The organism is Pseudomonas sp. RL (assembly GCF_000647775.1).
Classification (GTDB): domain Bacteria; phylum Pseudomonadota; class Gammaproteobacteria; order Pseudomonadales; family Pseudomonadaceae; genus Serpens; species Serpens flexibilis.
Genome location: NZ_JBOY01000046.1, coordinates 37,268 through 62,754 on the forward strand (window position 1 = coordinate 37,268; position 25,487 = coordinate 62,754).

Genomic DNA, 25,487 nt, shown 5'->3' on the forward strand with positions numbered 1-25,487 from the left:
CGTCGGCCTGCCCTCCGGAATTAGTGTTCCAGCGCCTTGTACTTCTCGCGCAGGTGGTTGCGGATGTAGACCGCGCTCATGTTCAGGGTGGCAATCACCACCACCAGCAGCAGCGCGGTGGCGTAGACCAGCGGCCGCGCCGCTTCCACGTTCGGGCTCTGGAAGCCGACGTCGTAGATGTGGAAGCCCAGGTGCATGATCTTCTGGTCCAGGTGCAGGTACGGGTAGTTGCCATCCAGCGGCAGCGACGGCGCCAGCTTGACCACGCCGACCAGCATCAGCGGCGCCACTTCGCCAGCGGCGCGCGCCACGGCGAGGATCAGGCCGGTCATCATCGCCGGGCTGGCCATGGGCAGGACGATCTTCCACAGCGTTTCGGCTTTGGTGGCGCCCAGGGCCAGCGAACCTTCGCGCACCGCGCGCGGAATGCGCGCCAGGCCTTCCTCGGTGGCCACGATGACCACCGGCAGGGTGAGGATCGCCAGGGTCAGCGAGGCCCACAGCAGGCCCGGGGTGCCGAAGGTCGGCGCCGGGGCGGATTCCGGGAAGAACAGCCGGTCCAGCGAGCCGCCCAGCACGTAGACGAAGAAGCCCAGGCCGAACACGCCGTAGACGATCGAGGGCACGCCGGCCAGGTTGTTCACCGCGATGCGGATCACCCGGGTCAGCACGCCCTGCCTGGCGTATTCGCGCAGGTACACCGCCGCCAGCACGCCGAACGGGGTGACGATCACCGCCATGATCAGGGTCATCAGCACGGTGCCGAAGATGGCCGGGAAGATGCCGCCTTCGGTGTTCGCCTCGCGCGGTTCGTCGCTGACGAACTCCCAGAGCTTGGCGAAGTAGTGGCCGATCTTCTCCAGCTGGCTCATGCCGTTGGGCTGGTAGGCGCGCACCACCTTGCCGAGGCTGATGTCCAGTTCCTGGCCATCGGCGGTGCGCACGCGGATGCTGTCACGGTTGAACGCCTGGTAGAGCTCGCCCAGGCGCGCTTCCAGCACCTGGTACTCGGCATCCCACTGAGCCTTCTCGGCGGCCAGATCGGCCTGTGCGGCGGCGTCCAGGCGACCTTCCAGTTCCAGCTTGCGGGTCTTCAGGCGCAGGCGTTCCAGACCATGGTTGATGCGGCCGATCTGGTGCTTCTCGACATCCTTGATTTCGCCGTGCAGCGCATCGACCCGCTGCAGGCGTCGCTGCAGCTCAGGCCAGGCGGCGTCGCCTTCGGCGACCAGACGTCCCTCTTCCTTCACGTTGACCAGGAAGCCGTAGAAGTTGCCCCATTCGCGGCGCTCGATGGCCACCAGCTCGGCGGGCGTGCGGATGTTGCTCAGCCATTCACCGACCACCCAACTGAAGTCGGCGCCGTAGACCTCGCGGTTGCCCACCTTGAGCAGTTCGCGGGTCATGAACTCGCCGCCCTCGGCGTTCACCGGCAGGCCGCTGGCCGCCAGGCGGGCGCGCGGCACCTCTTCCATTTCCACCACTTCGCCGGCAAGCAGGCGCGTCGCCTGGCCGGGCACCTGGTAGTCGGCGACGATCACATCGGCCGGCCAGAAGTGCGCCAGGCCGCGGCTGGCGATCACCGCCAGCAGGCCGAGGGTCATGATGACGGCGATGGACACCGCACCGGCGTTCAGCCACACCCAGGGGGTGCCGCTCTTGAACCAGGTTTTCAGGTTTTGCTGTTTCACGGTATCGGAACCTTTCATGGCGCCCCCTTACAGCGACGCATACTTGCCGCGCAGGCGCTGGCGGATCAGTTCGGCCAGGGTGTTCATCACGAAGGTGAACAGCAGCAGCACCATGGCGGCGAGGAACAGCACGCGGTAGTGGGTACTGCCCACCTCGGACTCGGGCATTTCCACTGCCACGTTGGCGGCCAGGGTGCGCAGGCCCTCGAAGATGTTCATTTCCATGATCGGCGTGTTGCCGGTGGCCATCAGCACGATCATGGTCTCGCCCACCGCGCGGCCCATGCCGATCATCAGCGCCGAGAAGATGCCCGGGCTGGCGGTGAGGATCACCACGCGGGTCAGCGTCTGCCAGGGCGTGGCGCCCAGGGCCAGCGAGCCGTAGGTGAGGCTCTTGGGCACGCTGAACACGGCGTCCTCGGCGATCGAGTAGATGTTGGGGATCACCGCGAAGCCCATGGCCAGGCCGACCACCAGCGCGTTGCGCTGATCGAACGGGATGCCCAGCTCGTTGGACAGCCACAGACGCATGTCGCCGCCGAAGAACCAGTTCTCCAGGTTGCCGCTGATGCCCAGCGAGAAGGCGCCGACGCCGATCACCACCGGCACCAGCAGCGCCGCTTCCCAGCCGTCCGGCACGCGCAGGCGGATGCTTTCCGGCAGGCGGCTCCACAGCCAGGCCGCGCCGATGATGCCCACCGGCATCAGCAGCAGCAGGCTGAAGATGCCCGGCAGGTGGCCTTCCACGTACGGCGCCAGGAACAGGCCGGCGAAGAAGCCGAGGATCACCGTGGGCAGCGCCTCCATCAGCTCGATCACCGGCTTGACCTTGCGGCGCAGGGTCGGGGCCATGAAGTAGGCGGTGTAGATGGCGGCGCAGATGGCCAGCGGCGCGGCCAGCAGCATGGCGTAGAAGGCCGCCTTGAGGGTGCCGAAGGCCAGCGGCGCCAGGCTCAGCTTGGGCTCGAAGTCGGTGTTGGCCGAGGTGGACTGCCAGACGTGCTTCGGCTCGTCGTAGCTTTCGTACCAGACCTTGCCCCACAGCGCGCTCCAGGAGATTTCCGGGTGCGGGTTGTCGACTGCCACGCTGCGCAGCAGACCGTCACGTTCGACCAGCAGGCGGTCGGCGCGCGGTGACAGCGCGCCCACGGCCGCACCGTCGCTCACCGCTTCGACCAGCAGGGTGCGGTGCGCGGTGCTGTGGAAGATGCCCAGGCGACCGGCATCGTCCAGGGCCAGGAAGCCCTTGCGGCGCTCTTCCGGGAGGATCTGGCGGATCGGCGCATCGCCCAGGCGGAAGTTGCGCACATTCTTCAGCTCGTGGCGGCCATCGGCATCGCGCACCATGAACCACTGGCCGATGCCGCCGCTGGAGTCACCGACCATCAGCGAGATGCCGCCAAGCAACGGGCTCACGGCGGTGATGCGGGCGTTGCCGCCGGCCAGCTTGTAGCGGCCGTTGAGCACCTGGCGACGCAGGTCGAAGACCTGCACCTCGGCGCGCTCGCCGAAGGCATACAACCACTGCTGGCGGGGCTCCAGCTGCAGGGCCACGATCGGTTCGCCCAGCGCCGGCAGCTTGTAGCGCTGCTCGCTGAGGCTCACCTCGCCGGTGAACAGGTTCTCTTCGCGCTCCAGGCGCAGGGTGCTCAGCTCGCCACCGGCGACCGCCGCCAGCTGCAGGCTGGCGCCGTTGACGCTGATGGCCAGCTTTTCCAGGGCGCGGCCCTGGGTGTCCAGTGCAATGGGCTCGGTGCCGAACGGGTAGATCAGCTCCGGGCTGATGGTCTTCACGCCGCCGGGGTAGCTGAGCCGGTATTCGTGCTGCGCGACCAGGGCGCTGCCATCGTCCAGGCCGACCACGAAGCGGCGGCTGCCGGGGGTGTCTTCACCCAGCGCGACGATGCGCCGGCCTTCCGGCAGCGCCAGGCGCGTTTCGCTGAGCAGCGTACCCGCGTGCACATCCACGAATTGCACCTGGCCACTGGCGTCCAGACGCATGGCGACCTGGTTCTGTTCCTCGATGGCCAGCAGCAGGGGCGGCTGACGCTCGGCCAGCCAGCCCGGGCGCTGTTCCTGCGTGGCGCCCAGTTCGGCGCCCTGGAAGATCGGCAGCACCACGTGGGCCAGGTAGAAGAAGATCAGGGTGATCGCACCCAGCACCGCCAGGCCACCGATGGAGACGTACCAGCGGGCCAGGCGATCCTTGAGGGCGCGCACGCGCCGCTTGCGCTTGAGGGCCGGCGTATCGAAGTCCAGCCCCGGCGCCCGGGAAGAAGCGCTCATGTCGTGTTCAGCCATATCGTTCATGAATTACATCCGGGGCCGGCTCGGAGGGGCCCGAGCGCACTTTAAAACCGCCGTGTGACAGAAAGATTACAGCCGCGTGACGCGCGGACACGTGGCTGAAACGCAACGACCCGCGCCGGGGCGCGGGTCGCTGGACGAGGGGAGGATCGAGGCTTACAGGCCCAGGTCCTTCAGCGCCTTGTCGACCACCTTCTTGGGCAGCGGGATGTAGCCGTCCTTGACCACCACGTCCTGACCCTGCTTGCTCAGCACCAGCTTGAGGAATTCGGCCTCCAGCGGCGACAGCGCCTTGTTCGGGTCCTTGTTGATGTAGACGTAGAAGAAGCGCGCCAGCGGGAACTTGCCGGCCAGGGCGTTGGCTTCCGAGGCTTCGAAGGCTTCGCCACCCTTCTTGGACAGCGGCACGGCGCGCACGCTGGAGGTCTTGTAGCCGATGCCCGAGTAGCCGATGGCGTTCAGGGTGCTGGAGATCGACTGCACCACCGAGGCGGAGCCCGGCTGCTCGTTGACGTTCGGCTTGAAGTCACCCTTGCACAGCGCCACTTCCTTGAAGTAGCCGTAGGTGCCGGACACCGAGTTGCGACCGAACAGCTGGATCGGCTTGTTGGCCCACTCGCCGGTCAGGCCCAGCTGGCCCCAGGTCTTGATGTCCTGCTCGCCACCGCACAGGCGGGTACTGGAGAAGATGGCGTCGACCTGGGCGATGTCCAGGCTCTTGATCGGGTTGTCCTTGTGGACGAATACGGCCAGGGCGTCGATGGCGACCGGGATCTCGACCGGCTTGTAGCCGTACTTCTGCTCGAAGGCCTGCTTTTCGCTGTCCTTCATCGGGCGGCTCATCGGGCCGATGTTGGCGGTGCCCTCGGTCAGCGCCGGCGGTGCGGTGGAGGAACCGGCGGCCTGGATCTGTATGTTGACGTTCGGGTAGTTGCGCTTGAACTCTTCCGCCCAGAGGGTCATCAGGTTGGCCAGCGAGTCGGAACCGACGCTGGACAGGTTGCCGGACACGCCGGAGGTCTTGGTATAGCTCGGCAGTGCCGGATCGACAGCCGCCAGTGCGCCGGTCGAGGCGACGCTCACTGCGGCCAGGCCCATGGCCGCCATCAAACGCTTCACTTTCATTCCTTGCTCCTGGACTGAGGGTGTGATGTGCAACGGTGGCCAGTATTGGCAGGCCCCATGACAAGTCTATGAAGCGCATGTGACAGTTGGATGACCATGACGCATGCCGCTTCGCCGCGCTACTCCGGCCGGTATACTGCGCGGCACGCCCATCCCGCGCCTGAGCCCGCCATGACGAACGAAGAATTCGACCCCACCCCCCAGGGCGACCTGGCCATGCAGATCACCGCCCTGCCCCGCGACACCAACGGCTTCGGTGACATCTACGGCGGCTGGCTGGTCGCACAGATGGACCTGGCCGGCACGGCAATGGCCAGCCGCCTGGCCGGCGGGCGCGTAGCCACGGTGTCCATCGACCGCATGGCGTTCATGACCCCCGTGGTGGTCGGCGCGCAATTGTCCTTCTATACGCAGACGCAGCACATCGGCCGCAGCTCGGTACGCATACTGGTCGAAGTGTGGAGCGACGATCCGCAGTCCGAGGAGTGGCGCAAGGTGACCGAGGCAGTGTTCGTGTTCGTGGCCATCGATGACAGCCGCCGTACCCGGGCGATTCCGGCGAGCCGCTGACGCCTTTCGTGCGGGTCCACCCAGAAACTCGCGACTGAAGTCGCTCCTACAGGTTTCTGTGCGGCACATACCAGAACGCCAGCCCGAGGGCTGGCGTTTTGTTACCGGCGCCGGCGTCAGCCACGCATGTTGTAGACCTTCTTCTCGTTCAGCTCGGCGTAGGCGTACAGGCGTTCCATGTAGGCCTTCTGCTGCGCCCAGACCTTCGCCGCGGCGGGGTCGGCAGCGGCGGAATCTTCCACCGCCTGGGCAGCAACTTCCTTCAGGCGCGCCAGCACCGCTTCGGGCAGCTCGCGCACTTCCACACCCTGCTCGCGCAGTTGCTCCAGCGCTTCCATGTTCTTGGCGTTGTAGTCATCCAGCATGTCGCCGTTCACATCGCGGGCGGCTGCGCGGACGATGGCCTGCAGATCGGCCGGCAGGGTTTCCCAGGCCTTGAGGTTGATGTCCAGCTCGAAGGTGACGTTGGGCTCCTGCCAGCCGGGGGTGTAGTAGTACTTGGCCGCCTTGTGCAGGCCCAGGGCCAGGTCGTTGTACGGGCCGATCCACTCGGTGGCGTCGATGGCGCCGGTCTGCAGGGCGGTGAAGATCTCGCCGGCCGGCAGGTTGACCACGGTGCCGCCCATGCGCGTCAGCACTTCGCCGCCCAGGCCGGGGGTACGCATCTTCAGGCCCTTGAAGTCGTCGACGCTGTTGATTTCCTTGTTGAACCAGCCGGCGGTCTGCACCCCGGTGGCGCCACAGGCCAGCGGCAGGATGCCGAACGGCTTGTAGACTTCTTCCCAAAGCTGCATGCCGCCGCCACGGTGCAGCCAGGCGTTCATTTCCTGGGCATTCGGACCGAACGGCAGGGCGCAGAAGAACTGGGCGGCCGGGACCTTGCCCTTCCAGTAATAGGGCGCGCCATGGCCCATTTCGGCGGTGCCGCGGGAGACCGCGTCGAACACTTCCATGGCCGGCACCAGCTCGCCGGCGGCGTAGACCTTGATGGTCAGCCGGCCATTGCTCATCTCGTTGACCAGTTGGGCGAAGCGCTCCGCCCCCACCCCCACACCGGGGAAGTTCTTCGGCCAGGAGGTGACCATCTTCCAGTTGAAACGCTGCTGTTGGGTGGTTTCGCCGGTGCTGGCGGGCGCGGTTTCCTGCTTGCATCCGGCCAGGGCGGTGGCCGCCAGACCAACACCGGCGGCGGCAAGAATGTCACGACGTTTCATGGAGTAACTCCTTGTTGTTGTTATGTCTATCGCGAGGGGCGAGTCGTCGAGGCGCTTTATGACCCGACTAGCATAGGCTGCCGCCTTGTTTCCAGCTTCGTCACTGCGACCAAAGTCGCGCCGCCGTTGCCCCTGGCCGACCACGAGGCCTAGAATCGCGCCCCGCCTGCTTTTCATTCCTATAAAGGACTCGCCATGTCCGCAAAAACACCCCCGCTCGTGGCCTTCGCGTGCCTTATCGATTCGATAAACGCCTGGCTGGGTCGCATCTGTGCCTGGTTACCGGTTTTCCTGGTGGTTGGTACCGCCGTTGTCGTGATTCTGCGTTACGGCTTCGGCATCGGCGCCACTGGCCTGCAGGAAGCGGTGATGTATGGCCATGCCCTGGTCTTCATGGGTGCCGCCGCCTGGGCGCTGCAACAGGGCGCGCATGTGCGGGTAGACATCCTCTACCAGCGCTTTTCGACGCGCACCAAGGAAGTGGTCAATATGTTCGGCACCCTGGTGCTGCTGCTGCCCACCTGCGGTTTCCTGCTCTGGCTGAGCTGGAGCTACGTCGGCGCCGCCTGGGCAAGCCTCGAGGGCTCGCCGGAAGCCGGTGGCCTGCCGTTCGTTTACCTGCAGAAGAGCATCATCCTGGTGCTGGTCATCAGCCTGCTGCTGCAGGCGATCTCCAACCTGATCAAGGGCGCCTACCGTCTGGCCGGCCGCCTCCCCTTCGAAGCCCAAGCCGAGGTGCAGCATGGCTGAGACGATGGCCCTTCTGCTGTTCCTGGGCATCTGTGTTTTCCTGATGACCGGCTTCCCGGTCGCCTTCGTGCTGGGCGGCGTCTCGCTGCTGTTCGCCGGTATCGGCGTAATGATCGGCGCGTTCGATGGCAGCTACCTGTCGGCGCTGCCAAACCGCATCTTCGGCATCATGAACAACCAGACCATGCTGGCCGTGCCGCTGTTCGTGTTCATGGGCGTGATGCTGGAGAAGTCGCGCATCGCCGATGACCTGCTGGAGTCCATGACCCGCCTGTTCGGCGCCAAGCCGGGCGGTCTGGCGATCTCCGTTTGCCTGGTTGGCGCGCTGCTGGCGGCCTCCACCGGCATCGTCGGCGCCACCGTGGTCACCCTCGGCCTGCTGGCCCTGCCGACCATGCTGCGCCGTGGCTACGATCCGGCGATCTCCACCGGAACCCTGGCGGCCACCGGCACCCTCGGCCAGATCGTGCCGCCCTCCATCGTGCTGGTACTGTTGGGCGACGTGATGTCCAGCGCCTATCAGCAGGCGCAGCTGAAGATGGGCATCTTCTCGCCGAAGACCGTGTCGGTGGGCGACCTGTTCATGGGCGCGCTGATCCCTGGTCTGGTGCTGATCGGCCTGTACGTCCTGTACCTGGTCGTCATGGCGATCATCAAGCCGGCCAAGCTGCCGCCCATGCCTCAGGAAGAGCTGGGCACGGTGAACTGGGGCAAGCTGCTCGGCGCCTTGCTGCCGCCGCTGCTGCTGATCGGCCTGGTGCTGGGTTCTATCCTGATGGGCTTCGCCACGCCCACCGAGGCTGCCGCCGTGGGCGCTGTGGGCGCCACCCTGCTGGCGCTGAGCAAGCGCAAGCTGAACCTGCAGCAGCTCAAGGACGTCACCTTCAGCACCACCTCGATCTCCGCGATGGTGTTCCTGATCCTCATCGGCGCCTCGCTGTTCTCCCTGGTGTTCCGCGGCTTCGGCGGCGAGGCGGTGATCGAGGAGGTCCTCCATAACCTGCCGGGCGGCGTGATGGGCGCCTTCTTCCTGGTGATGCTGGTGATCTTCATCCTCGGCTTCATCCTCGACTACATCGAGATCTGCTTCGTGGTGGTGCCGATTGTCGGCCCGATCCTGCTGGCCATGGGGCTGGACCCGGTCTGGTTGGGCGTGATGATCGCCATCAACCTGCAGACCTCGTTCCTCACCCCGCCGTTCGGCTTCTCGCTGTTCTACCTGCGCAGCGTGACCCCCGCCTCGGTGACCACCATGACCATGTACAGGGGCGTGATCCCCTTCATCTTCATACAGCTGGCGATGCTGGTGATCGCCTACATATGGCCGCAGCTGATCACCTGGCTGCCGGAAACCGTGTACGGCCCGTAAAAAGGCGCCTGCCACACAAAACGCCCGTCCTCGACGGGCGTTTTGCTTTGTGGAACCATCCTGTTCCACCCCCGCCCCCAGAGGATTTGCCATGGCCGCACAGATCGAACATCAGCAGATTGGCGAGCTGGCCTGCTGGCGCATCCGCCACCGGGGCGCACAGTTGCTGATCGCCGAGCAGGGTGCGCAGCTGCTCAGTTACCAACGCGATGACGCGCCGCCGCTGATCTGGCTCAGCGAGCAGGCGGAATACCGGCGCGGCCAGGGCCTGCGCGGCGGCGTGCCGGTGTGCTGGCCCTGGTTCGGCGCGCTGGAGCGCAACCCTGAAGAGATCCAGGCGCAATATCGCGGCCGCTCCGCGCCAGCCCACGGTCTGGTGCGCACCCTCGACTGGCGCCTGGAGGACATCCGCCAGGACGACGACACGGTCAGCATCGAGTTCGTCTTCGACAGCCGCGAGCAGCCACTGCCTGACTGGCCGCACGCCGTGGAACTGCGCCTGATGATCCGCCTCGATCAGCGCCTGCACCTGCAGCTCACCAGCCGCAATCACGGCACTCATCCCCTGTTCGTCAGCCAGGCGCTGCACAGCTACTTCGCGGTCAGCGATATCCACCAGGTTCAGGTGGAAGGCCTGCATGGCTGCCGCTACATCGAAACCCTGGAAGACTGGCAGGCACGTCTGCAGCAGGGCCCAGTGACCTTCAACGGGGAGACCGACCGCATCTACCTGGGGGTCCCCTCGCAGCTCAGCATTCGCGATCCCCGGTGGCAGCGTCGCATTCACCTGCTGAGCAGCGGATCACACTCGGCGGTGGTGTGGAACCCGTGGATAGGAAAAAGCCGATATTTATCGCAGTTCGCCGAGGATGCCTGGACCGGCATGCTGTGCATCGAGACGGCCAACGTGCTGGAGGATCGCATCGAGCTGCCCCCCCAAGGCGCACATACGCTCGGCTTGAGTCTATGGGAAAGTCCGCTCGACTAACTTGAATAATTACTCTAATAAAGCCCGATAATTATCGGGCTTTATTTTTTATTAGAGACAACAACTTCAAGACCCCTCTTATCCATAGAAGGTGCACTGGCCAATCAATTGATCAAAACGATACCTGGTTCTCTCCGTCAAACTTGCCCGGTGCGACATCTCTTCCTAGGATGCCCGCCAACTTCGCGGGCTCCATGGCACCCGCCTGTTATGCGCAAGAAATTGCACAACTAAGCCAAGTTTGTTTTGGACAATTAAAGGCAAGTCAAGGAATGACTCCCCTGCCCATTGGCGCGGATGCTTATTTGCATCTCGCTCGCATACCCATCATGGCTGAAAATCCCTTCGGGACGGATATCCGTTATTCCCCGGAATATGAGCGGCTGGAACGCGAACTGGGCAAGAGCAGCGCCCTGTACGCCGCTGGTGAAGTCGACTGGGAGCAGGTGCGCAGCGGCTGCGAGACGCTGCTGCGCGAACACTCCAAGGATTTGCGCGTGGCCGCCTGGCTGACCTGGGCGCTGTACCGGCTACACGCGCTTGACGGCCTGAACGCGGGCCTTGGCCTGGTGCTGGAACTCTGCAGCCAGCAATGGGATGGCTTGTTTCCCGGCAAGCCGCGCACCCGTCTGGCGGCCCTGGGCTGGCTGCTGCCACGCCTGGAACAGGCCCTTGGCGAGCCGCACGCGGCTGTCGATCCCGCCCTGCCGGAGCAACTGGACGGCCTGCTGCGGCAGCTCGACGATTGCCTGGCCGAACGGCTGGGCGATCAGGCGCCCACGCTGCTGCCGCTGCGTCGTCAGCTTCAGGAACTGCGCCGGCAGGCCCCACCCGCCAGCCCGGCGCCCACACCTGTCACGCCAGCCGCCCCCACAGCCAGCCCCGGCAGGGCACCGCAGAACGACAAGGACGCCCAGAAAACCCTGCGCACCCTGCAGGAACAGGCCCGCGTGCTGTGCGACTGGTGGCTGAGCCGCAACCCGACCGATTCACGCGCCCTACGCTTGTCCCGCTGTCTGCTCTGGCTGCCCATCGAGGCCCTGCCACCCTGCAACCAAGACAAGGTCACCACGCTACGCGGTCTGCCAGGGGAGCGGCTGAATCACTTCCAGGACCTTATCAACCAGGGCCGCCATGCCGAGCTGCTGATCCAGCTGGAAACCAGCCTGGCACGTGCACCCTTCTGGCTGGATGGCCAGTACCTCGCCTGGCAGTGCTTGCAGTCACTCAACGCCAAGGCGGCCATGCAGGCGCTGGAAAGCGAACTCGCAGCCCTCCTGCGCCGCCTGCCGGGCCTGGAGGCGCTGCGCTTCCACGACGGCACGCCGTTCGCCGGCCCCGCGGCCCTGGCCTGGATGGGCGCGCATGTGCTGTCGAGCGCGCCCGCAGCCAGCGAGCCGCCCGTCACCGCCACTGATGCGCCCTGGGAAGCCGGCCTTCGGCAGGCGCAGACCCTGCTGCACGACCAGGGACTCAGGGCTGCCGTGCAGTGGCTGCGGACTGGTCAGCAGACGGCACGCGGCCTGCGCGAGCAGGCCTACTGGGAACTGGCCCAGGCGCGCCTGTGCCGTCAGGCCGGCCGCCACGAACTGGCCAGGGCACTGCTCGAAGCCCTGGATCAGGATCTGCGCACCCATGGCCTGGAGCACTGGGAGCCCGAGCTGGCCCTGGCGATCACCCGCCAGCTGCATGGCTGCTACGAGCAGCAGGGCCTGCGCGAACGCAAGGAAGAGCTGTATCGCCGGTTATGCCGCCTCGACCTCGACGCGGCACTGAATTGAAAACAAGGAGAAACGCATGGCCAAGGAAGGCTCGGTAGCCCCCAAGGAACGCATCAACGTCACCTTCAAGCCCGCCACCGGCGGCGCCCAGGAGGAGCAGGAACTGCCCCTCAAGCTGCTGGTGCTGGGCGATTTCACCCAGCGCGCGGACGACCGCAAGCTCGAGGACCGCAAGCCGATCGGCATCGACAAGCAGAGCTTCGACGATGTGCTGGCCAAGCAGGAGCTGAGCTTGACCTTCAGCGTACCCAACCGCCTGCAGGAAGGCGCGGAGGACGATCTGGCCGTGCAGCTGCGCATCGACTCCATGAAGGACTTCAACCCGGCCAGCCTGGTCGAGCAGGTGCCGGAGCTGAAGAAGCTGATGGCCCTGCGCGAGGCGCTGGTCGCCCTGAAGGGCCCGCTGGGCAACGCGCCGGCCTTTCGCAAGGCCATCGAAAGCGTGCTGGCCGATCCGGACGCCCGCGACCGCGTACTGAACGAGCTGGGCCTGGACGCCTGATCACCGACAAGGAAGCCACACGATGACCACTCCCGCAGCCGCCGTCCGCGACGGCGCCACGTCCGCCGATGGCGGCATTCTCGACCGCATCATCGCGCAGACTCGTCTGAGCCCCGATGACGAGGCCTACGACATCGCCAAGCGCGGCGTGTCCGCCTTCATCGCCGAACTGCTCAAGCCGCAGAACGAAAACGAGCCGGTGAAGAAGGCACTGGTCGATCGCATGATCGCCGAGATCGACGCCACCCTCAGCCAGCAGGTCGACGAGATCCTCCACCACCCGCAGTTCCAGGCGCTGGAATCGGCCTGGCGCGGCCTGCTGCTGCTGGTCGAGCGCACCAACTTCCGCGAGAACATCAAGCTGGAGATCCTCAATGCCTCCAAGCAGGACCTGCTGGAGGATTTCGAGGACAGCCCCGAGGTAGTGCAGTCCGGCCTGTACAAGCACGTCTACACCGCCGAGTACGGCCAGTTCGGCGGCCAGCCGGTCGGTGCGCTGATCGCCAACTACTTCTTCGACCCCAGCGCCCCGGACATCAAGACCCTGCAGTACGTGGCCAGCGTCGCCAGCATGGCCCACGCGCCGTTCATCGCGGCGGCCGGTCCGGCCTTCTTCGGCCTGGAGCGCTTCACCGGCCTGCCCGACGTGAAGGACCTGCAGGACCACTTCGAAGGCCCGCAATTCGCCAAGTGGCAGGGCTTCCGCGAGCAGGAGGACGCCCGCTACGTGGGCCTGACGCTGCCGCGCTTCCTGCTGCGCACGCCCTACGATCCCCAGGAAAACCCGGTGAAGAGCTTTGTCTACAAGGAGAACGTCGCCGGTAGCCACGAGCACTATCTGTGGGGCAACACCGCCTACGCCATGGCCACCCGCCTGACCGAGAGCTTCGCCAGGTACCGCTGGTGCCCGAACATCATCGGCCCGCAGAACGGCGGCGCGGTGGATGACCTGCCGCTGCACCACTTCGAGAGCATGGGCGAGATCGAGACCAAGATTCCCACCGAGGTGCTGGTTTCCGATCGCCGCGAGTACGAGCTGGCCGAACAGGGCTTCATCGCCCTGACCATGCGCAAGGGCAGCGACAACGCCGCGTTCTTCTCCGCCAACTCGGTGCAGAAACCCAAGTTCTTCGGCACCAGCGAGGAAGGCCGGCTGGCCGAACTCAACTACAAGCTCGGCACCCAGTTGCCCTACCTGTTCATCGTCAATCGCCTGGCCCACTACCTGAAGGTGCTGCAGCGCGAGCAGATCGGCGCCTGGAAGGAGCGCTCCGACCTGGAGCGCGAGCTGAACACCTGGATTCGCCAGTACATCGCCGACCAGGAGAACCCCAATCCGGAAGTACGCAGCCGCCGTCCGCTGCGCGCCGCCCAGGTGGTGGTCAACGAGGTGGCCGGCGAGCCGGGCTGGTACCGGGTGACGCTCAATGTGCGGCCGCACTTCAAGTACATGGGCGCCGATTTCACCCTGTCGCTGGTCGGCAAGCTGGACAAGGACTAAGCGATGTCGGGATACGGCAGCCTGTTCGAGCGCCTGGACGGCGAAAGCGCCCGGCGTCGCAACGGCTGGAGCCAGGAACAAGCCGTCATGGATTCCGTGGCGGCCCATCTGGCGCGGATGCTCAGCACCCGCGCCGGCGGCGTGCAGACGCTGCCCGACTACGGCCTGCCGGATCTAAACGACCAGCGCCTGTCGCTGCACGACACCCTGCAGCAGGCGCGCATCGCCATACAACGCTTCATCGCCGCCTACGAGCCGCGCCTGAGCCAGGTGCGCGTGGTCGCCCTGCCCCGGCACGGCGATCCGCAGCGCCTGGCCTTCGCCATCGAAGCGCGCCTGGACGTGGCCGGGGCGCAGCGCGAAGTGCGCTTCGCCGCCAGCCTGGAAGGCAGCGGCCAGATGCAGGTCGAGTAAGGGAGTACACCAACATGTCAGGCAAACCCGCCGCCCGCCTGGGCGACTCCACCGTCTGCCCGCTGCCGGGCCACGGCAGCACGCCGATCAGCGCCGGCTCGCCGGATGTGCTGCTCGACGGCCAGCCGGCCGCGCGCCTGGGCGATCCCACGGGTTGCGGCGCCACGCTGGCGGCCGGCTGCTCGGCGACCGTACTGATCAATGGGCAGCCGGCGGCCGTGCAGGGCGCCATCGGCAGCCATGGCAATACGGTGACGGCGGGCTCGCCCACCGTACTCATCGGCTGAGCGGACCACGCCCATGTCCTTCAACCACTACTACCAGAGCGAACTCACCGCCCTGCGCCAGCTCGGCAGGCGCTTTGCCGAGCGCAATCCGGCGCTGGCGCCGTTCCTCGGGCAGAGTGGCCGCGACCCGGATGTCGAGCGGCTGCTGGAGGGCTTTGCCTTCCTCGGCGGACGGCTGCGCCAGAAGCTCGACGACGAGTTGCCGGAGCTGACCCATTCGCTGATGCAGCTGCTCTGGCCCAACTACCTGCGTCCGCTGCCGGCCTTCAGCATGCTGCAGTTCGATCCGCTGCGCCGTGCCGCCAGCCAGCCGGTGGCGGCTGGCACGGCGGTCGAGTCCAGGCCGCTGCACGGCGTGAGCTGTCGCTTTCGCACCACTGCGGCTATCGAGGTGCTGCCGCTGGCCCTGAGCCGGCTCGACTATGCCATCCAGGGTCAGGGGGCGCGGCTCAACCTGCGTCTGGACCTCACCGCCGGCCAGCTGGGCGAATGGCCGCTGCAACGCCTGCGCCTGCACCTGAGCGGGGAACGCTACATCAGCCAGTTGCTGTACCTGAGCCTGCTGCGCCACTTGGGCGGCCTCGACGTTGTGCTGCTGGATGAACAGGGGCAGCCGCTGCAGGACGCGCAAGGCGAGCCGCTGCCGCCTGTGCGTCTGGACACCGACGCCGTGCAGCCGGCCGGTTTCGGCGAGGACGAGGCGCTGGTGCCCTACCCGCTCAACAGCTTCCGCGGCTACCGCCACCTGCAGGAGTTCTTCGCCTTTGCGGACAAGTTCCTGTTCGTCGACGTGGGCGGGCTCGAGCGCCTGGCCCAGTTGCCCGAGGAGACCCGCCAGCGCACGCGCGGCCTGCTGCTCGGCTTCGATATCCAGAAGACCGGCGTGCAGCGCATCCGGCCGAGCCTGGACAACGTGCGCCTGTACTGCACGCCGGTGGTCAACCTGTTCGCCCACGACGCCATGCCGATCCGCCTGGACGGCCGCCAGGACCGCTACCTGCTGCGCCCCGCCGAGTTCGCCGCCAAGCACTGCGGGGTGTTCGCCGTGGAGCGGGTCACCGGCTGGAAACCCGGCGGCATGGGTTACGAGGACTACGTGCCGTTCGAGTCCTTCGAGCACGACGCCAGCTTCGACAGTCCGACGGCGCGGCCCTGGTACAGCGTGCGCCAGCAGCCCTCGCCGGTGGGCGACGGTCTGGAAACCTGGCTGGCCTTCAGCCCGCGCCGGCTGGACCGCCACGAGACGCTGTCCGTCGAGCTGACCTGCACCAACCAGGACCTGCCGCGCGAGCTGGCGCCGGGCGACATCTGCCTGCCCAGCGAAGGCACGCCGCAGTTTCTCACCTTCCGCAACATCGGCGCGGTGACGCCCTGCTACGCACCGCCACTGCAGGGCGACTACCTGTGGAAGCTGATTTCCAACCTGTCGCTCAACTACCTGTCGCTGGCCGACGTGCAGGCGCTGCGGGTGATCCTGGACACCTACGACCTGCCGCGCCATTACGACCAGCACGCCGCGCGGGTCAGCCAGCGCCGCCTGGAAGGACTCAAGCAGATCCGCCACCAGCACGTCGACCGCCTGCTGCGCGGCCTGCCGGTGCGCGGCGTGCGCACCGAGCTGACGCTCGATGCTGACGGCTTTCTCGGCGAGGGGGAGCTGTTCCTCTTCGCCTCCGTGCTCAACGAATTCTTTGCCCTGTACACCAGCCTCAACTCGTACCACGAGCTGCGCGTGCAGAGCACACAGGGAGAGGTGTATCAATGGACGCCGCGCATGGGTCAGCAGCCATTGCTGTGACCGCGCTCAGCCGTGGCATCCGCGAGTACAGCCTCTACCAGGCTGTGCGCCTGGTGCTGGAACGGCTGCGTGAACAGCATCCGCAGCTGGACGAGGACGGTCTGTACCAGCGCCTTGAATTCCAGGCCAATCCCAGCCTGGGCTTTCCGGGCGCCGACATCGAACAGGTGCAGTTCTTCGAGGAACACGGCGAGCTGCGCGCGCGCCTGCAGGTGAACCTGCCGGGGCTGTTCGGCAGCGGCTCGCCGCTGCCGGCCTTCTACGCGGAACAGGCGCTGGGCGAGGACAACCCGACCCGCGACTTCCTCGACCTGTTCAACGAGCGCCTGTACCGGCTGCTGCTGCCGATCTGGGAGAAGTACCGCTACCACGCGCGCTTTCGCCCCGGCGCCACGGACCCCTTCTCCGCCCGGCTGTTCGCGCTGATCGGCCTGGGCGGCGAGCCGATCCGCGCCAGCGCCGCGCTGAACTGGAAACGCCTGCTGCCCTACCTGGGCCTGCTCAGCCTGCGCGCCCATTCGGCGGCGCTGATCGAGTCGGTACTGCGTTACTACTTCAAGCATCCGGCGGTGCACATCGAGCAGTGCCTGGAGCGCCGGGTGAGCATCCTGGCCGAGCAGCAGAGCCGCCTGGGCCAGGCCAACAGCCGGCTGGGCAGCGACCTGGTGCTGGGCGACTCGGTGCGCGACCGCAGCGGCAAGTTCCGCATTCATGTGCGCCAGCTGTCCTGGGAACGCTTCCACGAATTCCTGCCCAACGGCCCGCACTACGCGCCGTTGCTGGCGCTGGTGCGCTTCACCCTGCGCGACCCGCTGGATTACGACATCCGCCTGGAACTGCAGACAGACCACCGTCCGGCACTCGGCCTGGGCGCCCACAACCCCTGCCGCCTCGGCTGGACCAGCTGGCTCGGCCAGCCCCGCTCCGCCGCTGAAGTGACCCTAAGCCCTGCTCAAGGATAGAGAGATGATGACCGTCGACCTGCAACAACTCATCCGCGCGCTGGACGCCGACAGCCAGCGCGATTTGGAACAGGCCGCCGAACGCTGCGTGGCCCGCGCCGGCGGCAAGGTGCTGGTGGAGGACCTGCTGCTGGTTCTGCTGGAGCGCGGCGACAGCCTGCTGCTGCGTGCCCTGCGGGATGCAGGCGTGGCACCTGGCGAACTGGCCGCCAGCCTGCAGCCGCGCGGCGAGCGCGAGGAAACCCGCAACCCGGTGTTCTGTGCCGGCCTGGTGCAATGGCTGCAGGACGCGCTGATGCTCGCCACCCTGGAGCTGGGCCGGCCGCACATCGACCAGGCGGCCCTGCTGCTGGCCCTGCTGCGCAACCCGCTGCGCCACGCCGGCACCCGTTACCAGCCGCTGCTGGCGCGCCTGAACGTCGAGCGCCTGCTGGAGTTCACCCGGGCCCAGGCAAGCAGCCCAAGCCACGCGGCCGATACGGCGTTGCAGCGTTTCACCCACAACCTCACCGCCCAGGCCCGCGCCGGCCGGCTCGATCCGGTGCTGTGTCGGGACGCCGCGCTGCGCCAGATGATCGACATCCTCACCCGGCGACGGAAGAACAACCCGATCCTGGTCGGCGAGGCCGGGGTGGGCAAGACCGCGCTGGTCGAGGGCCTGGCCCTGCGCATCGTGCAGGGTGAGGTGCCGCCCGCGCTGCACGGCGTCGAGCTGCTGACCCTGGATCTCGGCCTGCTGCAGGCCGGCGCCAGCCTCAAGGGCGAGTTCGAGCGCCGCCTGCAGGCGGTGATCGACGAGGTATCCGCCGCGCCCACGCCAGTCATCCTGTTCATCGACGAGGCCCATACGCTGATTGGCGCCGGTGCCCAGTCCGGCGGTAGCGACGCCGCCAACCTGCTCAAGCCAGCCCTGGCGCGGGGCGAGCTGCGCACCATCGCGGCGACCACCTGGCGCGAGTACAAGCAGTATTTCGAGAAGGACCCGGCGCTGGCCCGGCGCTTCCAGCCGGTGCAGGTCCACGAGCCCACCGTCGCCGAGGCAGTCACCATCCTGCGCGGCCTGGCGCCGGTGTATGCCGGCAGCCACGGCGTCTACCTGCGCGACGATGCGGTGCAGGCCGCGGCCGAGCTGTCGGCCCGCTATCTGACCGGGCGCCAGTTGCCGGACAAGGCCGTGGATGTGCTGGACACTGCCTGCGCTCGGGTGCGCATCAGCCTGGCCACGCCGCCCGAGGCGCTGGAGCGGCTGCGCGCCGAGCAGGCGGCCGGGCAGCGCCAGTTGGAGGCGCAGCAGCGCGACCAGGCGGCGGGCCTGGTTGCCGATTCGGACGTTCTGGAGCGTCTGCGGCAACAGCTGCAGAGCCTGGTCGAGGAGGAACGCCAGCTGGCCGACCGCTGGGAACAGCAACGCCAGCTGGCCAGTCGCCTGCTGGACCTGCGCCAGCAGTGCGCTGAAGCGCCGGATGAAGAGACCCGCGCGGCGCTGGCTGCCACGCAGGCCGAGCTGGCCGTCGCCCAGGCACAGCAGTTGCTGGTCAGCCACGAAGTCAGCCCGCGCCTGGTGGCCGAGGTGATCAGCCACTGGACCGGCATTCCCGCCACGCAGCTGGCCCAGGAACACAACACCCGCATCGCCAGCTTCGCCGACGACCTGCGCCAGCGCATCCGTGGCCAGGAACAGGCGGTGCAGGCGCTGGACCGCGCCATGCGCGCCAGCGCCACCGGGCTGAGCAACCCGGAAGCACCGACCGGGGTATTTCTGCTGGTCGGTCCCAGCGGCGTGGGAAAGACCGAAACCGCCCTGGCGCTGGCCGACCTGCTGTACGGCGGCGAGCGTTTCCTCACCACCCTCAACCTGTCCGAGTTCCAGGAGCGCCATACGGTGTCCCAGTTGATCGGCGCGCCGCCCGGCTATGTCGGCTACGGCGAGGGCGGCCGGCTGACCGAGGCGGTTCGCCAGAAGCCCTACTCGGTGATCCTGCTCGACGAGGTGGAGAAGGCCCACCCGGACGTGCTGAACCTCTTCTACCAGATCTTCGACAAGGGTATGGCCAACGACGGCGAGGGGCGGGAGATCAGCTTCCGCAACTGCGTGTTCCTGTTGACCTCGAACCTGGCCAGCGAGCAGATCGCCGAGCGGTGCGCGGACGACACACAGCGACCGGATGCCGACAGCCTGGAACAGGCCATTCGCCCGGCGCTATCCCGGCACTTCAAGCCAGCGCTGCTGGCGCGCATGCAGGTGGTGCCCTACTACCCACTGTCCGACGCGCTGCTGCACGAGCTGATCGAACTCAAGCTGGCGCGCTTCGGCGCACGCCTGGCCGCGCGCCAGGTGCGTTTCAGCCACAGCCCCGCGCTGGTGACGCAGCTGGCCGAGCGCTGCAAGCAGGGCGACAGCGGTGCCCGGCTGATCGATCAGTTGCTCGACCGGCACCTGCAGCCGCTGGTGGTCAACCAGCTGCTGGAGGCCTTGGCCACCGGTGCGTCATTGCAACAATTGCATGTCGGCCTGGACCACGACGGAGGGCTGAACTGTGAGTGCCTTTGAAGCCTGGACGCAGCCGGATATGCCGCTGCTCTCGCTGATCCGCCTGGCCCGCAGCGCCAGCCGGGAAGCGCTGCTGGAGACGCTGGTCGACACCAGCTCACGGCTGGCCGGCAGCGAGCTGAGCCAGTTGTACCTGCTCGACGACAGCCACACGCGCCTGACGCTCAGCGCCGAATCCCTCGATGGCCAAGTGTCCGTTCACTCGGCCACCAGCCTGCCCAGCGACTACCGCGGCGAGCAGTTACTGCAGTACTGCCTGTGCCAGAACCGCACCCTGGCCCTCGACGAACTGGACGCCAGCCTGCACGCCACAGGGTTCCTGCCCGCCAGCCTGCGGCCCTGGCGCAGCCTGCTGTGCCTGCCGCTGCCGGATGCCCAGGGGCAGGTGGCGGGCCTGTTGGTCAGCGCCAGCCGCCAGCGCCGCGATCTGGCCGCCGCTGCGCTGCTGGCCGAGCTGGGCGGCTTCGTCATCAACCAGCTGCGCCTGCTGCAACGGGCCGAGCCGGTCCGCACGGAGGCGGCCAGCGCGGCCGCCGCCAGCGGCCCGACCGTTACCGGCAACGCCTACGGCCTGATCGGCGACAGTGCCGGCATGCGCCGCGTCTACCAGCTGCTCGGCAAGGTGCTGCACGTGCCGATCACCGTGCTGGTGCGCGGGGAAACCGGCACCGGCAAGGAACTGGTGGCCCGCGCCATCCACGACCACGGTTCGCGACGCAGCCAGCCGTTCCTGGTGCAGAACTGTGCGGCCATGCCGGAGAACCTGCTGGAAAGCGAGCTGTTCGGCTACCGCAAAGGCGCCTTCAGCGGCGCCGACCGCGACCACCGGGGCCTGTTCGATGCCGCCGATGGCGGCACCTTGTTCCTCGACGAGATCGGCGACATGCCGCTCAGCCTGCAGGCCAAGCTGCTGCGTGTGTTGCAGGAGGGCGAGGTGCGCCCCCTGGGCAGCACCCGGACGCATCGGGTGGACGTGCGCATCATCGCTGCCAGCCACCGGGACCTGCCGGGTGAAGTGGCGGCCGGACGCTTTCGCGAAGACCTGTTCTATCGCCTGGCCAGTTTTCCAATCGAGCTGCCGCCACTGCGCGAACGCGGTACCGACCTGCTCAAGCTGGCGCGGCATTTCACCGACAAGGCCTGCGCCTTCCTGCAGCGCAATGCCTGCCGCTGGAGCGAGGATGCCCTGGCCGCACTGAGCGGGCATGACTTTCCGGGCAATGTGCGCGAGCTCAAGGCCTTGGTCGAACGGGCCGTGCTGCTCTGCGAGGGCAACGAGCTGCGGCCGGAGCATCTCAACCTGGCCCCGGCGAGTCCGCGCACCGCCCAGACCCTGCGCGAGCGTCTGGAACAGGTGGAGCGCAGCCTGGTCCTCGACTGCCTGCGCCGCACCGGCGGCAACCAGAGCCAGGCGGCTCGGGAGCTGGGATTGCCGCGCCGCACGCTGCTGTATCGCATGGAACGCCTGGGCATCGGCCCGGCGCGGCTGTGAGTCACGGAGGAGTCATGGCCCACCCCGATTTCACCCTGCACCTTGCCAATGGTGCCGACGACCTGCAGGTACTCGCCTTCGTCGGACACGAAGGCGTCAGCCAGCCCTACCGCTTCAGCCTGGAGTTGGTCAGCCCCAACCCTGATGTGGATTTCGCGGCGCTGCTGCAGCAGCCAGCCTTTCTGTGCCTGGATACGGCGCAGGGCAGGGGCATTCACGGCCTGGTGCAACGCATCGAGCAGACGGCGTGCAGCCCGGCGCTGAGTCACTATCGACTCGACCTGGGACCGCACCTGCTGCGGCTCGCCCTGCGCCGCAACTGCCGCATCTTCCAGGAGCGCACGGTCCCGCAGATCCTGGAAACGCTGCTCGACGAGCATGGTATTCCGGCTGATCGCCGGGGCTTCCAGCTGGGCAGCCACTACCCGGCGCGCCAGTACTGCGTGCAGTACGCCGAGACGGACCTCGATTTCCTGCAGCGCCTGTGTGCCGAGGAAGGCCTGCACTATCACTTCGAACACAGCACGGATGGCCATCGGCTGGTGTTTGGCGATGATCAGACTGCCTTTCCCTGCCTCGGCCAGCCGACCCCCTATGTCCCGGGCTCGGGCCAGGCATGCGGGAAGCCCACCATCCAGGCGTTCTCGGTGCGCCTGGAGTCGCGCACCGAGACGGTGGCCCTGCGCGATCACGATTTCCTGCAGCCCCGCCTGCACCTGGAAAGCACCGCGCAACGCGGGCAGCGCGAGGACTATCGCTATCCGGGAGGATTCCGCGACCGGGATCGCGGGCGCCAACTGGCTCAACGTGCTCTGGAAGCACACCGCCATGATGTCGTGCTGGCCCAGGGCGAAAGCGATCAGCCGCAGCTGGCCAGCGGTTATTTTCTCGACCTGCATGAACATCCCCGCCGGGACTGGAACCAGCTGTGGCTGCTCACCGAAATACAACACGAAGGGCGTCAGCCACAGGTACTGGAAGCCTATGGCGATGCGGTGCGCGACGGGGCCATTCCGGGCTACCGCAACCGCTTCAAGGCGACACCCTGGGATACCCCGTTCCGCCCCCAGGCACTTTCCAGGCCGCGACTGCCAGGAGTCCAGAGCGCCGTGGTATGCGGGCCGGTAGGCGAGGAGATTCATTGCGACGCGCTGGGCCGGATCAAGGTGCAGTTCCACTGGGACCGTGACGGCCAGAACGACGCACACAGCTCCTGCTGGCTGCGGGTCGCATCCGGTTGGGCGGGTGACCGCTACGGCGCCCTGGCTGTGCCGCGGGTGGGCATGTCGGTACTGGTCAGTTTTCTCGAAGGCGATCTCGACCAGCCACTGGTCACCGGTTGCCTCTACCACGCGGAGCTTCCGGCTCCTTATCCCCTCCCGGAGCACAAGACTCGCAGCGTGTTCAGAAGCCAGAGCACACCCGGTGGCGAAGGCTTCAACGAGGTACGCATCGATGACCGCAAGGACGCGGAGCAGATCTACCTGCACGCGCAACGCGATTGGGAGCAGCACATCGGCCATGACCATCATCTCTACGTGGGCCATGAGCAGCATGAGCATATCGGTGCCAATTGTCTTCTGGAGGTGCAGGGCGAGGAGCACCGCCTGGTCCATCAGGCTCGCATGACCGAGCTGAAGGCCGATGATCACCTGACCGTGGGCGCCAGCCAGCATGTGAAGGTCGGCGAAGGCCGGTTCGTCGATGCGGGGCGGGAAATCCATCTGTTCGCGGGCAAGAAGCTGGTTATCGATGCCGACCAGGAAATGAGCCTCGCCGCCGGGGGCAGCTGGCTGAAACTCGACCCCTCCGGCGTGAGCCTGAGCGGCGTGCAGATTCGCCTCAACTCGGGCGGCAATGCGGGCCACGGCTCCGGCGCGCAGGTTCTGATGCCGGTGCTGGCGAGCGTTCCAGGGACGGCGCAGCCCAGCAAATCACTGCAGGCCCCCGCTCAACCTCCCGCCTCGCAGCCTGAGATCGAAGCGCAGGAAGCGCGCTGGGAAGAAGAGGAAGCCGAGTCACTGGAAGAAGAAACCGAAGCGCAGGAAGAGGAGCGGGTGCAACCGGAAGAAACCGCCGAGCAGCGCATCACGTTGCGCATTGGCGTGTTTTTCGATGGCACTGGAAACAACACAGCAAATTCCGGGTTGACCGAACAATGCCGTCGGGATGACCAGACGCTGCTCGATCCAGACACGCTGCAGGGCGCCATCGACTATTGCCGCAGGTTCGGTTTTGACGACCCGGATGAAAACGGCGTGTTTCGTCGCACGCCGGATAACAGCTACGGCAATGCCCACAGCAATGTGGCTGAACTGTTTCGCTTGTATCAGGACGATGCCAACCGCGCCTTGAGTGCGGGCGAGACCTCGGCGTGCATCAAGGCGTATCTGGAAGGTATCGGTACAACCAGCGGTGATGCGGACTCACTGATTGGCCAGGGCACCGGGGGCGGGACAACCGGCGTGCTGGCCAGGGTGCAAGACAGCCCCACGCACATCAGCCGCCAGTTGCGGGACTTGTTGAGAAAAAATCCCGCGCTCCTGGTCGACGCAGTTGAGTTCGACATCTTCGGCTTCAGCCGCGGCGGCGCCGCCGCCCGGCATTTCGCCAACGAAGTGCTCAAGGCTGAAAAAGGCGTGCTCGCCGGGCTGCTTAGCCCCCAGACTGCCGGCTTTGCTCCCGACTTCAGCTGGAACCGGGTACGCCTCAACTTCATCGGCCTGTTCGATACCGTGGCCGCCCTGGTGGCCCCCTTGGAGGGCGATTTCAGCCCGGCCAACGATGACAATCCGGGACTCAATCTGTATCTGCCCCCCGATTGCGCGCGCAAGGTGGTGCACCTGACCGCCCGTGACGAGAAGCGCTGGAATTTTGCACTCAACAGCGTTGCGCCAGGTCATCAGGAGATCGAGTTGCCGGGCGCCCATTCGGATATCGGCGGTGGCTATCCGCCGCTGATGACCGAAAGGCTGCTGATCGGCAAACCCAGACCCGTATTGCTTTATTGGGGCCGCTCGCCCGAGCAGAGCAAAGCCTGGCAGGAAGCCCTCGCCGAGGCCGAGCAACTGGAACTGCAAGGATTGCCGGCCGGCTCCCTGCGCATCGGCACCCGACCGCTGTCGCCCTCGCGCCAGCGCTCGACGGCCAGTTCCGAGCGGCATCTGGTGCTGTTGGAAGTGAACCGCCAGGTCAGGGGTGAGCTGGCGCGAGTGTATTTGCAGGCCATGCACCAGATCGCCACCGCAAATGACGTCCCACTGGAGCCACTGGACCCAGCCGATACCCGCCTTGCGATTTCGGCCGATCTGGGTGCCATTGCTCAAAAACTTCTGGCTGCGGCACAAGGCTCCGCCCTCAACCTGTCGTTTGAGGAGGAGCGCCACTTGTACGCTCGCTACATCCACCTATCCGCGCATTGGACACCCCTCAAGGGCCTGCTAATCAACAAGCCCGCTCCGAAAGGCCGCCTGGTTTACGGCAACCAACCTCAGAAGGACTACCCAGCATGAAACCCCTCTGGCTACTCCTAGCCTGCGTGCTCGCGGGCTGCTCAAACCTGCCCAGCCGCCCCGATCTTCCCTACGACGCCTGGTTTGTCGGAACTATGGCCCCCGATTACATGGACACCTGGGTGGAGCACATTGATGTGGTCGACCGCCACGGCTGGGTATACGAGGACGTGTCCGGGGGGGTGAGTTCCATGCGCCGCCCGCCCTTGCTGAACGGCAAGCCCGCTGGGTGGCCCAAACAGGTCGGCCTCGGCTCCGGCCGCCATATGACCGGCATCGACCTGCCCGAATTGATCTTCGTAACCTGGCAGTCGCTGGTCGAGCCCCAGACCTACAACGCCCGCATCCGCATTCCCGAGTGGGTGCATGAGGAAATGCTCAAGCCGCACCGGGCCTATTGCCAATTCGATGGCCAGGAGGTCGATGGGCTGTACCGCGACAGCATCACTCTCGGCCTGGCGCCCGGCGGCATCGTCAAGGCGTGGCTGACCGGCCCCTGCCTGAGCGATATCGAAATCACCCGCTACCAGGCCTCGGTCAGCAAGGTCGGACCTTACGGCGGCAAGTCCGGCGGAAAACACCGCCCGCTCAACGAAATTTCCAAAGCCTATATCGAGCGGCACGGAGTGCCCTATGGCTCCTGGTAGCCGCTCATCCATTCAAGGAGGAATCC

19 protein-coding genes are annotated in these 25,487 nt (G+C 66.6%); 15 read left to right on the forward strand and 4 right to left on the reverse strand.

Going from position 1 to position 25,487, the window contains the following annotated elements; translation table 11 throughout:
• Window positions 1-20: 20 nt before the first annotated feature.
• The 3 genes from pstA to AS93_RS0108510 all read right to left on the reverse strand — a co-directional run bounded on the left by pstA (window position 21) and on the right by AS93_RS0108510 (window position 5,123).
• Complete coding sequence (gene pstA, locus AS93_RS0108500) at window positions 21-1,709, reverse strand: phosphate ABC transporter permease PstA (protein WP_162172921.1); 1,689 nt, start codon at window positions 1,707-1,709, stop codon at window positions 21-23.
• Between the two features lie 9 nt (window positions 1,710-1,718).
• Window positions 1,719-4,001, reverse strand: a complete 2,283-nt coding sequence (locus AS93_RS0108505) for an ABC transporter permease subunit (protein ID WP_027590224.1) — start codon at window positions 3,999-4,001, stop codon at window positions 1,719-1,721.
• 153 nt (window positions 4,002-4,154) lie between these two features.
• Window positions 4,155-5,123: a phosphate ABC transporter substrate-binding protein PstS gene (locus AS93_RS0108510; RefSeq protein WP_027590225.1), complete on the reverse strand. Its 969-nt coding sequence runs from the start codon at window positions 5,121-5,123 to the stop codon at window positions 4,155-4,157.
• 171 nt (window positions 5,124-5,294) lie between these two features.
• On the opposite strand from AS93_RS0108510, the gene AS93_RS0108515 reads away from it, so the two are divergent.
• Window positions 5,295-5,693, forward strand: a complete 399-nt coding sequence (locus AS93_RS0108515) for an acyl-CoA thioesterase (protein ID WP_027590226.1) — start codon at window positions 5,295-5,297, stop codon at window positions 5,691-5,693.
• Window positions 5,694-5,809: 116 nt separating this feature from the next.
• On the opposite strand, the gene AS93_RS0108520 is transcribed toward AS93_RS0108515, so the two are convergent.
• Window positions 5,810-6,907 carry a TRAP transporter substrate-binding protein gene (locus tag AS93_RS0108520; protein ID WP_027590227.1) on the reverse strand — a complete coding sequence of 366 codons (1,098 nt, stop codon included), beginning with the start codon at window positions 6,905-6,907 and terminating at the stop codon, window positions 5,810-5,812.
• Between the two features lie 195 nt (window positions 6,908-7,102).
• On the opposite strand from AS93_RS0108520, the gene AS93_RS0108525 reads away from it, so the two are divergent.
• From AS93_RS0108525 to AS93_RS0108590, 14 genes are all read left to right on the forward strand, one after another.
• Entirely contained in the window at window positions 7,103-7,657 is a 555-nt protein-coding gene (locus tag AS93_RS0108525; RefSeq protein WP_027590228.1) for a TRAP transporter small permease subunit, read from the forward strand.
• Window positions 7,650-9,026 (forward strand): TRAP transporter large permease subunit, encoded by a 1,377-nt coding sequence (locus tag AS93_RS0108530; protein ID WP_027590229.1) that lies wholly within the window; start codon window positions 7,650-7,652, stop codon window positions 9,024-9,026. Before AS93_RS0108525 ends, AS93_RS0108530 begins: the two co-directional genes overlap by 8 nt.
• Window positions 9,027-9,117: 91 nt before the next feature.
• A complete protein-coding gene (locus tag AS93_RS0108535; RefSeq protein WP_027590230.1) occupies window positions 9,118-10,014 on the forward strand; it encodes a D-hexose-6-phosphate mutarotase in 897 nt (298 codons plus the stop codon).
• A gap of 272 nt (window positions 10,015-10,286) precedes the next feature.
• Window positions 10,287-11,795, forward strand: a complete 1,509-nt coding sequence (gene tssA, locus AS93_RS0108540; RefSeq protein ID WP_027590231.1) for a type VI secretion system protein TssA — start codon at window positions 10,287-10,289, stop codon at window positions 11,793-11,795.
• A gap of 16 nt (window positions 11,796-11,811) precedes the next feature.
• Window positions 11,812-12,297 carry a type VI secretion system contractile sheath small subunit gene (gene tssB / locus AS93_RS0108545; protein WP_027590232.1) on the forward strand — a complete coding sequence of 162 codons (486 nt, stop codon included), beginning with the start codon at window positions 11,812-11,814 and terminating at the stop codon, window positions 12,295-12,297.
• A 22-nt stretch (window positions 12,298-12,319) separates the two neighbouring features.
• Window positions 12,320-13,798 (forward strand): type VI secretion system contractile sheath large subunit, encoded by a 1,479-nt coding sequence (gene tssC / locus AS93_RS0108550; RefSeq protein ID WP_027590233.1) that lies wholly within the window; start codon window positions 12,320-12,322, stop codon window positions 13,796-13,798.
• A 3-nt stretch (window positions 13,799-13,801) separates the two neighbouring features.
• Window positions 13,802-14,212 (forward strand): type VI secretion system baseplate subunit TssE, encoded by a 411-nt coding sequence (gene tssE / locus AS93_RS0108555; RefSeq protein ID WP_027590234.1) that lies wholly within the window; start codon window positions 13,802-13,804, stop codon window positions 14,210-14,212.
• Between the two features lie 14 nt (window positions 14,213-14,226).
• Window positions 14,227-14,499, forward strand: a complete 273-nt coding sequence (locus AS93_RS18990; RefSeq protein ID WP_037008747.1) for a PAAR domain-containing protein — start codon at window positions 14,227-14,229, stop codon at window positions 14,497-14,499.
• Between the two features lie 13 nt (window positions 14,500-14,512).
• Window positions 14,513-16,297, forward strand: coding sequence for a type VI secretion system baseplate subunit TssF (tssF, locus tag AS93_RS0108565; RefSeq protein WP_027590235.1), 1,785 nt, complete (start codon window positions 14,513-14,515; stop codon window positions 16,295-16,297).
• Window positions 16,261-17,259 (forward strand): type VI secretion system baseplate subunit TssG, encoded by a 999-nt coding sequence (gene tssG, locus AS93_RS0108570; protein WP_027590236.1) that lies wholly within the window; start codon window positions 16,261-16,263, stop codon window positions 17,257-17,259. Before tssF ends, tssG begins: the two co-directional genes overlap by 37 nt.
• Before the next feature lie 4 nt (window positions 17,260-17,263).
• On the forward strand, window positions 17,264-19,810 hold the full coding sequence (gene tssH, locus AS93_RS0108575) for a type VI secretion system ATPase TssH (RefSeq protein ID WP_027590237.1): 2,547 nt from the start codon (window positions 17,264-17,266) through the stop codon (window positions 19,808-19,810).
• A 19-nt stretch (window positions 19,811-19,829) separates the two neighbouring features.
• Window positions 19,830-21,302, forward strand: a complete 1,473-nt coding sequence (locus AS93_RS18995; RefSeq protein ID WP_037008748.1) for a sigma-54-dependent Fis family transcriptional regulator — start codon at window positions 19,830-19,832, stop codon at window positions 21,300-21,302.
• A gap of 14 nt (window positions 21,303-21,316) precedes the next feature.
• On the forward strand, window positions 21,317-24,814 hold the full coding sequence (gene tssI, locus AS93_RS0108585) for a type VI secretion system tip protein TssI/VgrG (RefSeq protein ID WP_027590238.1): 3,498 nt from the start codon (window positions 21,317-21,319) through the stop codon (window positions 24,812-24,814).
• The gene (locus AS93_RS0108590) at window positions 24,811-25,461 is read left to right on the forward strand and encodes a DUF2931 family protein (protein WP_027590239.1); all 651 of its coding nucleotides are present in this window, start codon (window positions 24,811-24,813) and stop codon (window positions 25,459-25,461) included. The genes tssI and AS93_RS0108590 overlap by 4 nt, the downstream gene beginning before the upstream one ends.
• The last annotated feature ends 26 nt before the right edge of the window (window positions 25,462-25,487 follow it).

What these genes read in the sequence shown, in the direction of transcription:
- pstA (WP_162172921.1), bottom strand. Translation starts at nt 1,709, where the DNA reads ATGAAAGGTTCCGATACCGTGAAACAGCAAAACCTGAAAACCTGGTTC.
- AS93_RS0108505 (WP_027590224.1), bottom strand. Translation starts at nt 4,001, where the DNA reads ATGAACGATATGGCTGAACACGACATGAGCGCTTCTTCCCGGGCGCCG.
- AS93_RS0108510 (WP_027590225.1), bottom strand. Translation starts at nt 5,123, where the DNA reads ATGAAAGTGAAGCGTTTGATGGCGGCCATGGGCCTGGCCGCAGTGAGC.
- AS93_RS0108515 (WP_027590226.1), top strand. Translation starts at nt 5,295, where the DNA reads ATGACGAACGAAGAATTCGACCCCACCCCCCAGGGCGACCTGGCCATG.
- AS93_RS0108520 (WP_027590227.1), bottom strand. Translation starts at nt 6,907, where the DNA reads ATGAAACGTCGTGACATTCTTGCCGCCGCCGGTGTTGGTCTGGCGGCC.
- AS93_RS0108525 (WP_027590228.1), top strand. Translation starts at nt 7,103, where the DNA reads ATGTCCGCAAAAACACCCCCGCTCGTGGCCTTCGCGTGCCTTATCGAT.
- AS93_RS0108530 (WP_027590229.1), top strand. Translation starts at nt 7,650, where the DNA reads ATGGCTGAGACGATGGCCCTTCTGCTGTTCCTGGGCATCTGTGTTTTC.
- AS93_RS0108535 (WP_027590230.1), top strand. Translation starts at nt 9,118, where the DNA reads ATGGCCGCACAGATCGAACATCAGCAGATTGGCGAGCTGGCCTGCTGG.
- tssA (WP_027590231.1), top strand. Translation starts at nt 10,287, where the DNA reads ATGACTCCCCTGCCCATTGGCGCGGATGCTTATTTGCATCTCGCTCGC.
- tssB (WP_027590232.1), top strand. Translation starts at nt 11,812, where the DNA reads ATGGCCAAGGAAGGCTCGGTAGCCCCCAAGGAACGCATCAACGTCACC.
- tssC (WP_027590233.1), top strand. Translation starts at nt 12,320, where the DNA reads ATGACCACTCCCGCAGCCGCCGTCCGCGACGGCGCCACGTCCGCCGAT.
- tssE (WP_027590234.1), top strand. Translation starts at nt 13,802, where the DNA reads ATGTCGGGATACGGCAGCCTGTTCGAGCGCCTGGACGGCGAAAGCGCC.
- AS93_RS18990 (WP_037008747.1), top strand. Translation starts at nt 14,227, where the DNA reads ATGTCAGGCAAACCCGCCGCCCGCCTGGGCGACTCCACCGTCTGCCCG.
- tssF (WP_027590235.1), top strand. Translation starts at nt 14,513, where the DNA reads ATGTCCTTCAACCACTACTACCAGAGCGAACTCACCGCCCTGCGCCAG.
- tssG (WP_027590236.1), top strand. Translation starts at nt 16,261, where the DNA reads ATGGACGCCGCGCATGGGTCAGCAGCCATTGCTGTGACCGCGCTCAGC.
- tssH (WP_027590237.1), top strand. Translation starts at nt 17,264, where the DNA reads ATGATGACCGTCGACCTGCAACAACTCATCCGCGCGCTGGACGCCGAC.
- AS93_RS18995 (WP_037008748.1), top strand. Translation starts at nt 19,830, where the DNA reads ATGCCGCTGCTCTCGCTGATCCGCCTGGCCCGCAGCGCCAGCCGGGAA.
- tssI (WP_027590238.1), top strand. Translation starts at nt 21,317, where the DNA reads ATGGCCCACCCCGATTTCACCCTGCACCTTGCCAATGGTGCCGACGAC.
- AS93_RS0108590 (WP_027590239.1), top strand. Translation starts at nt 24,811, where the DNA reads ATGAAACCCCTCTGGCTACTCCTAGCCTGCGTGCTCGCGGGCTGCTCA.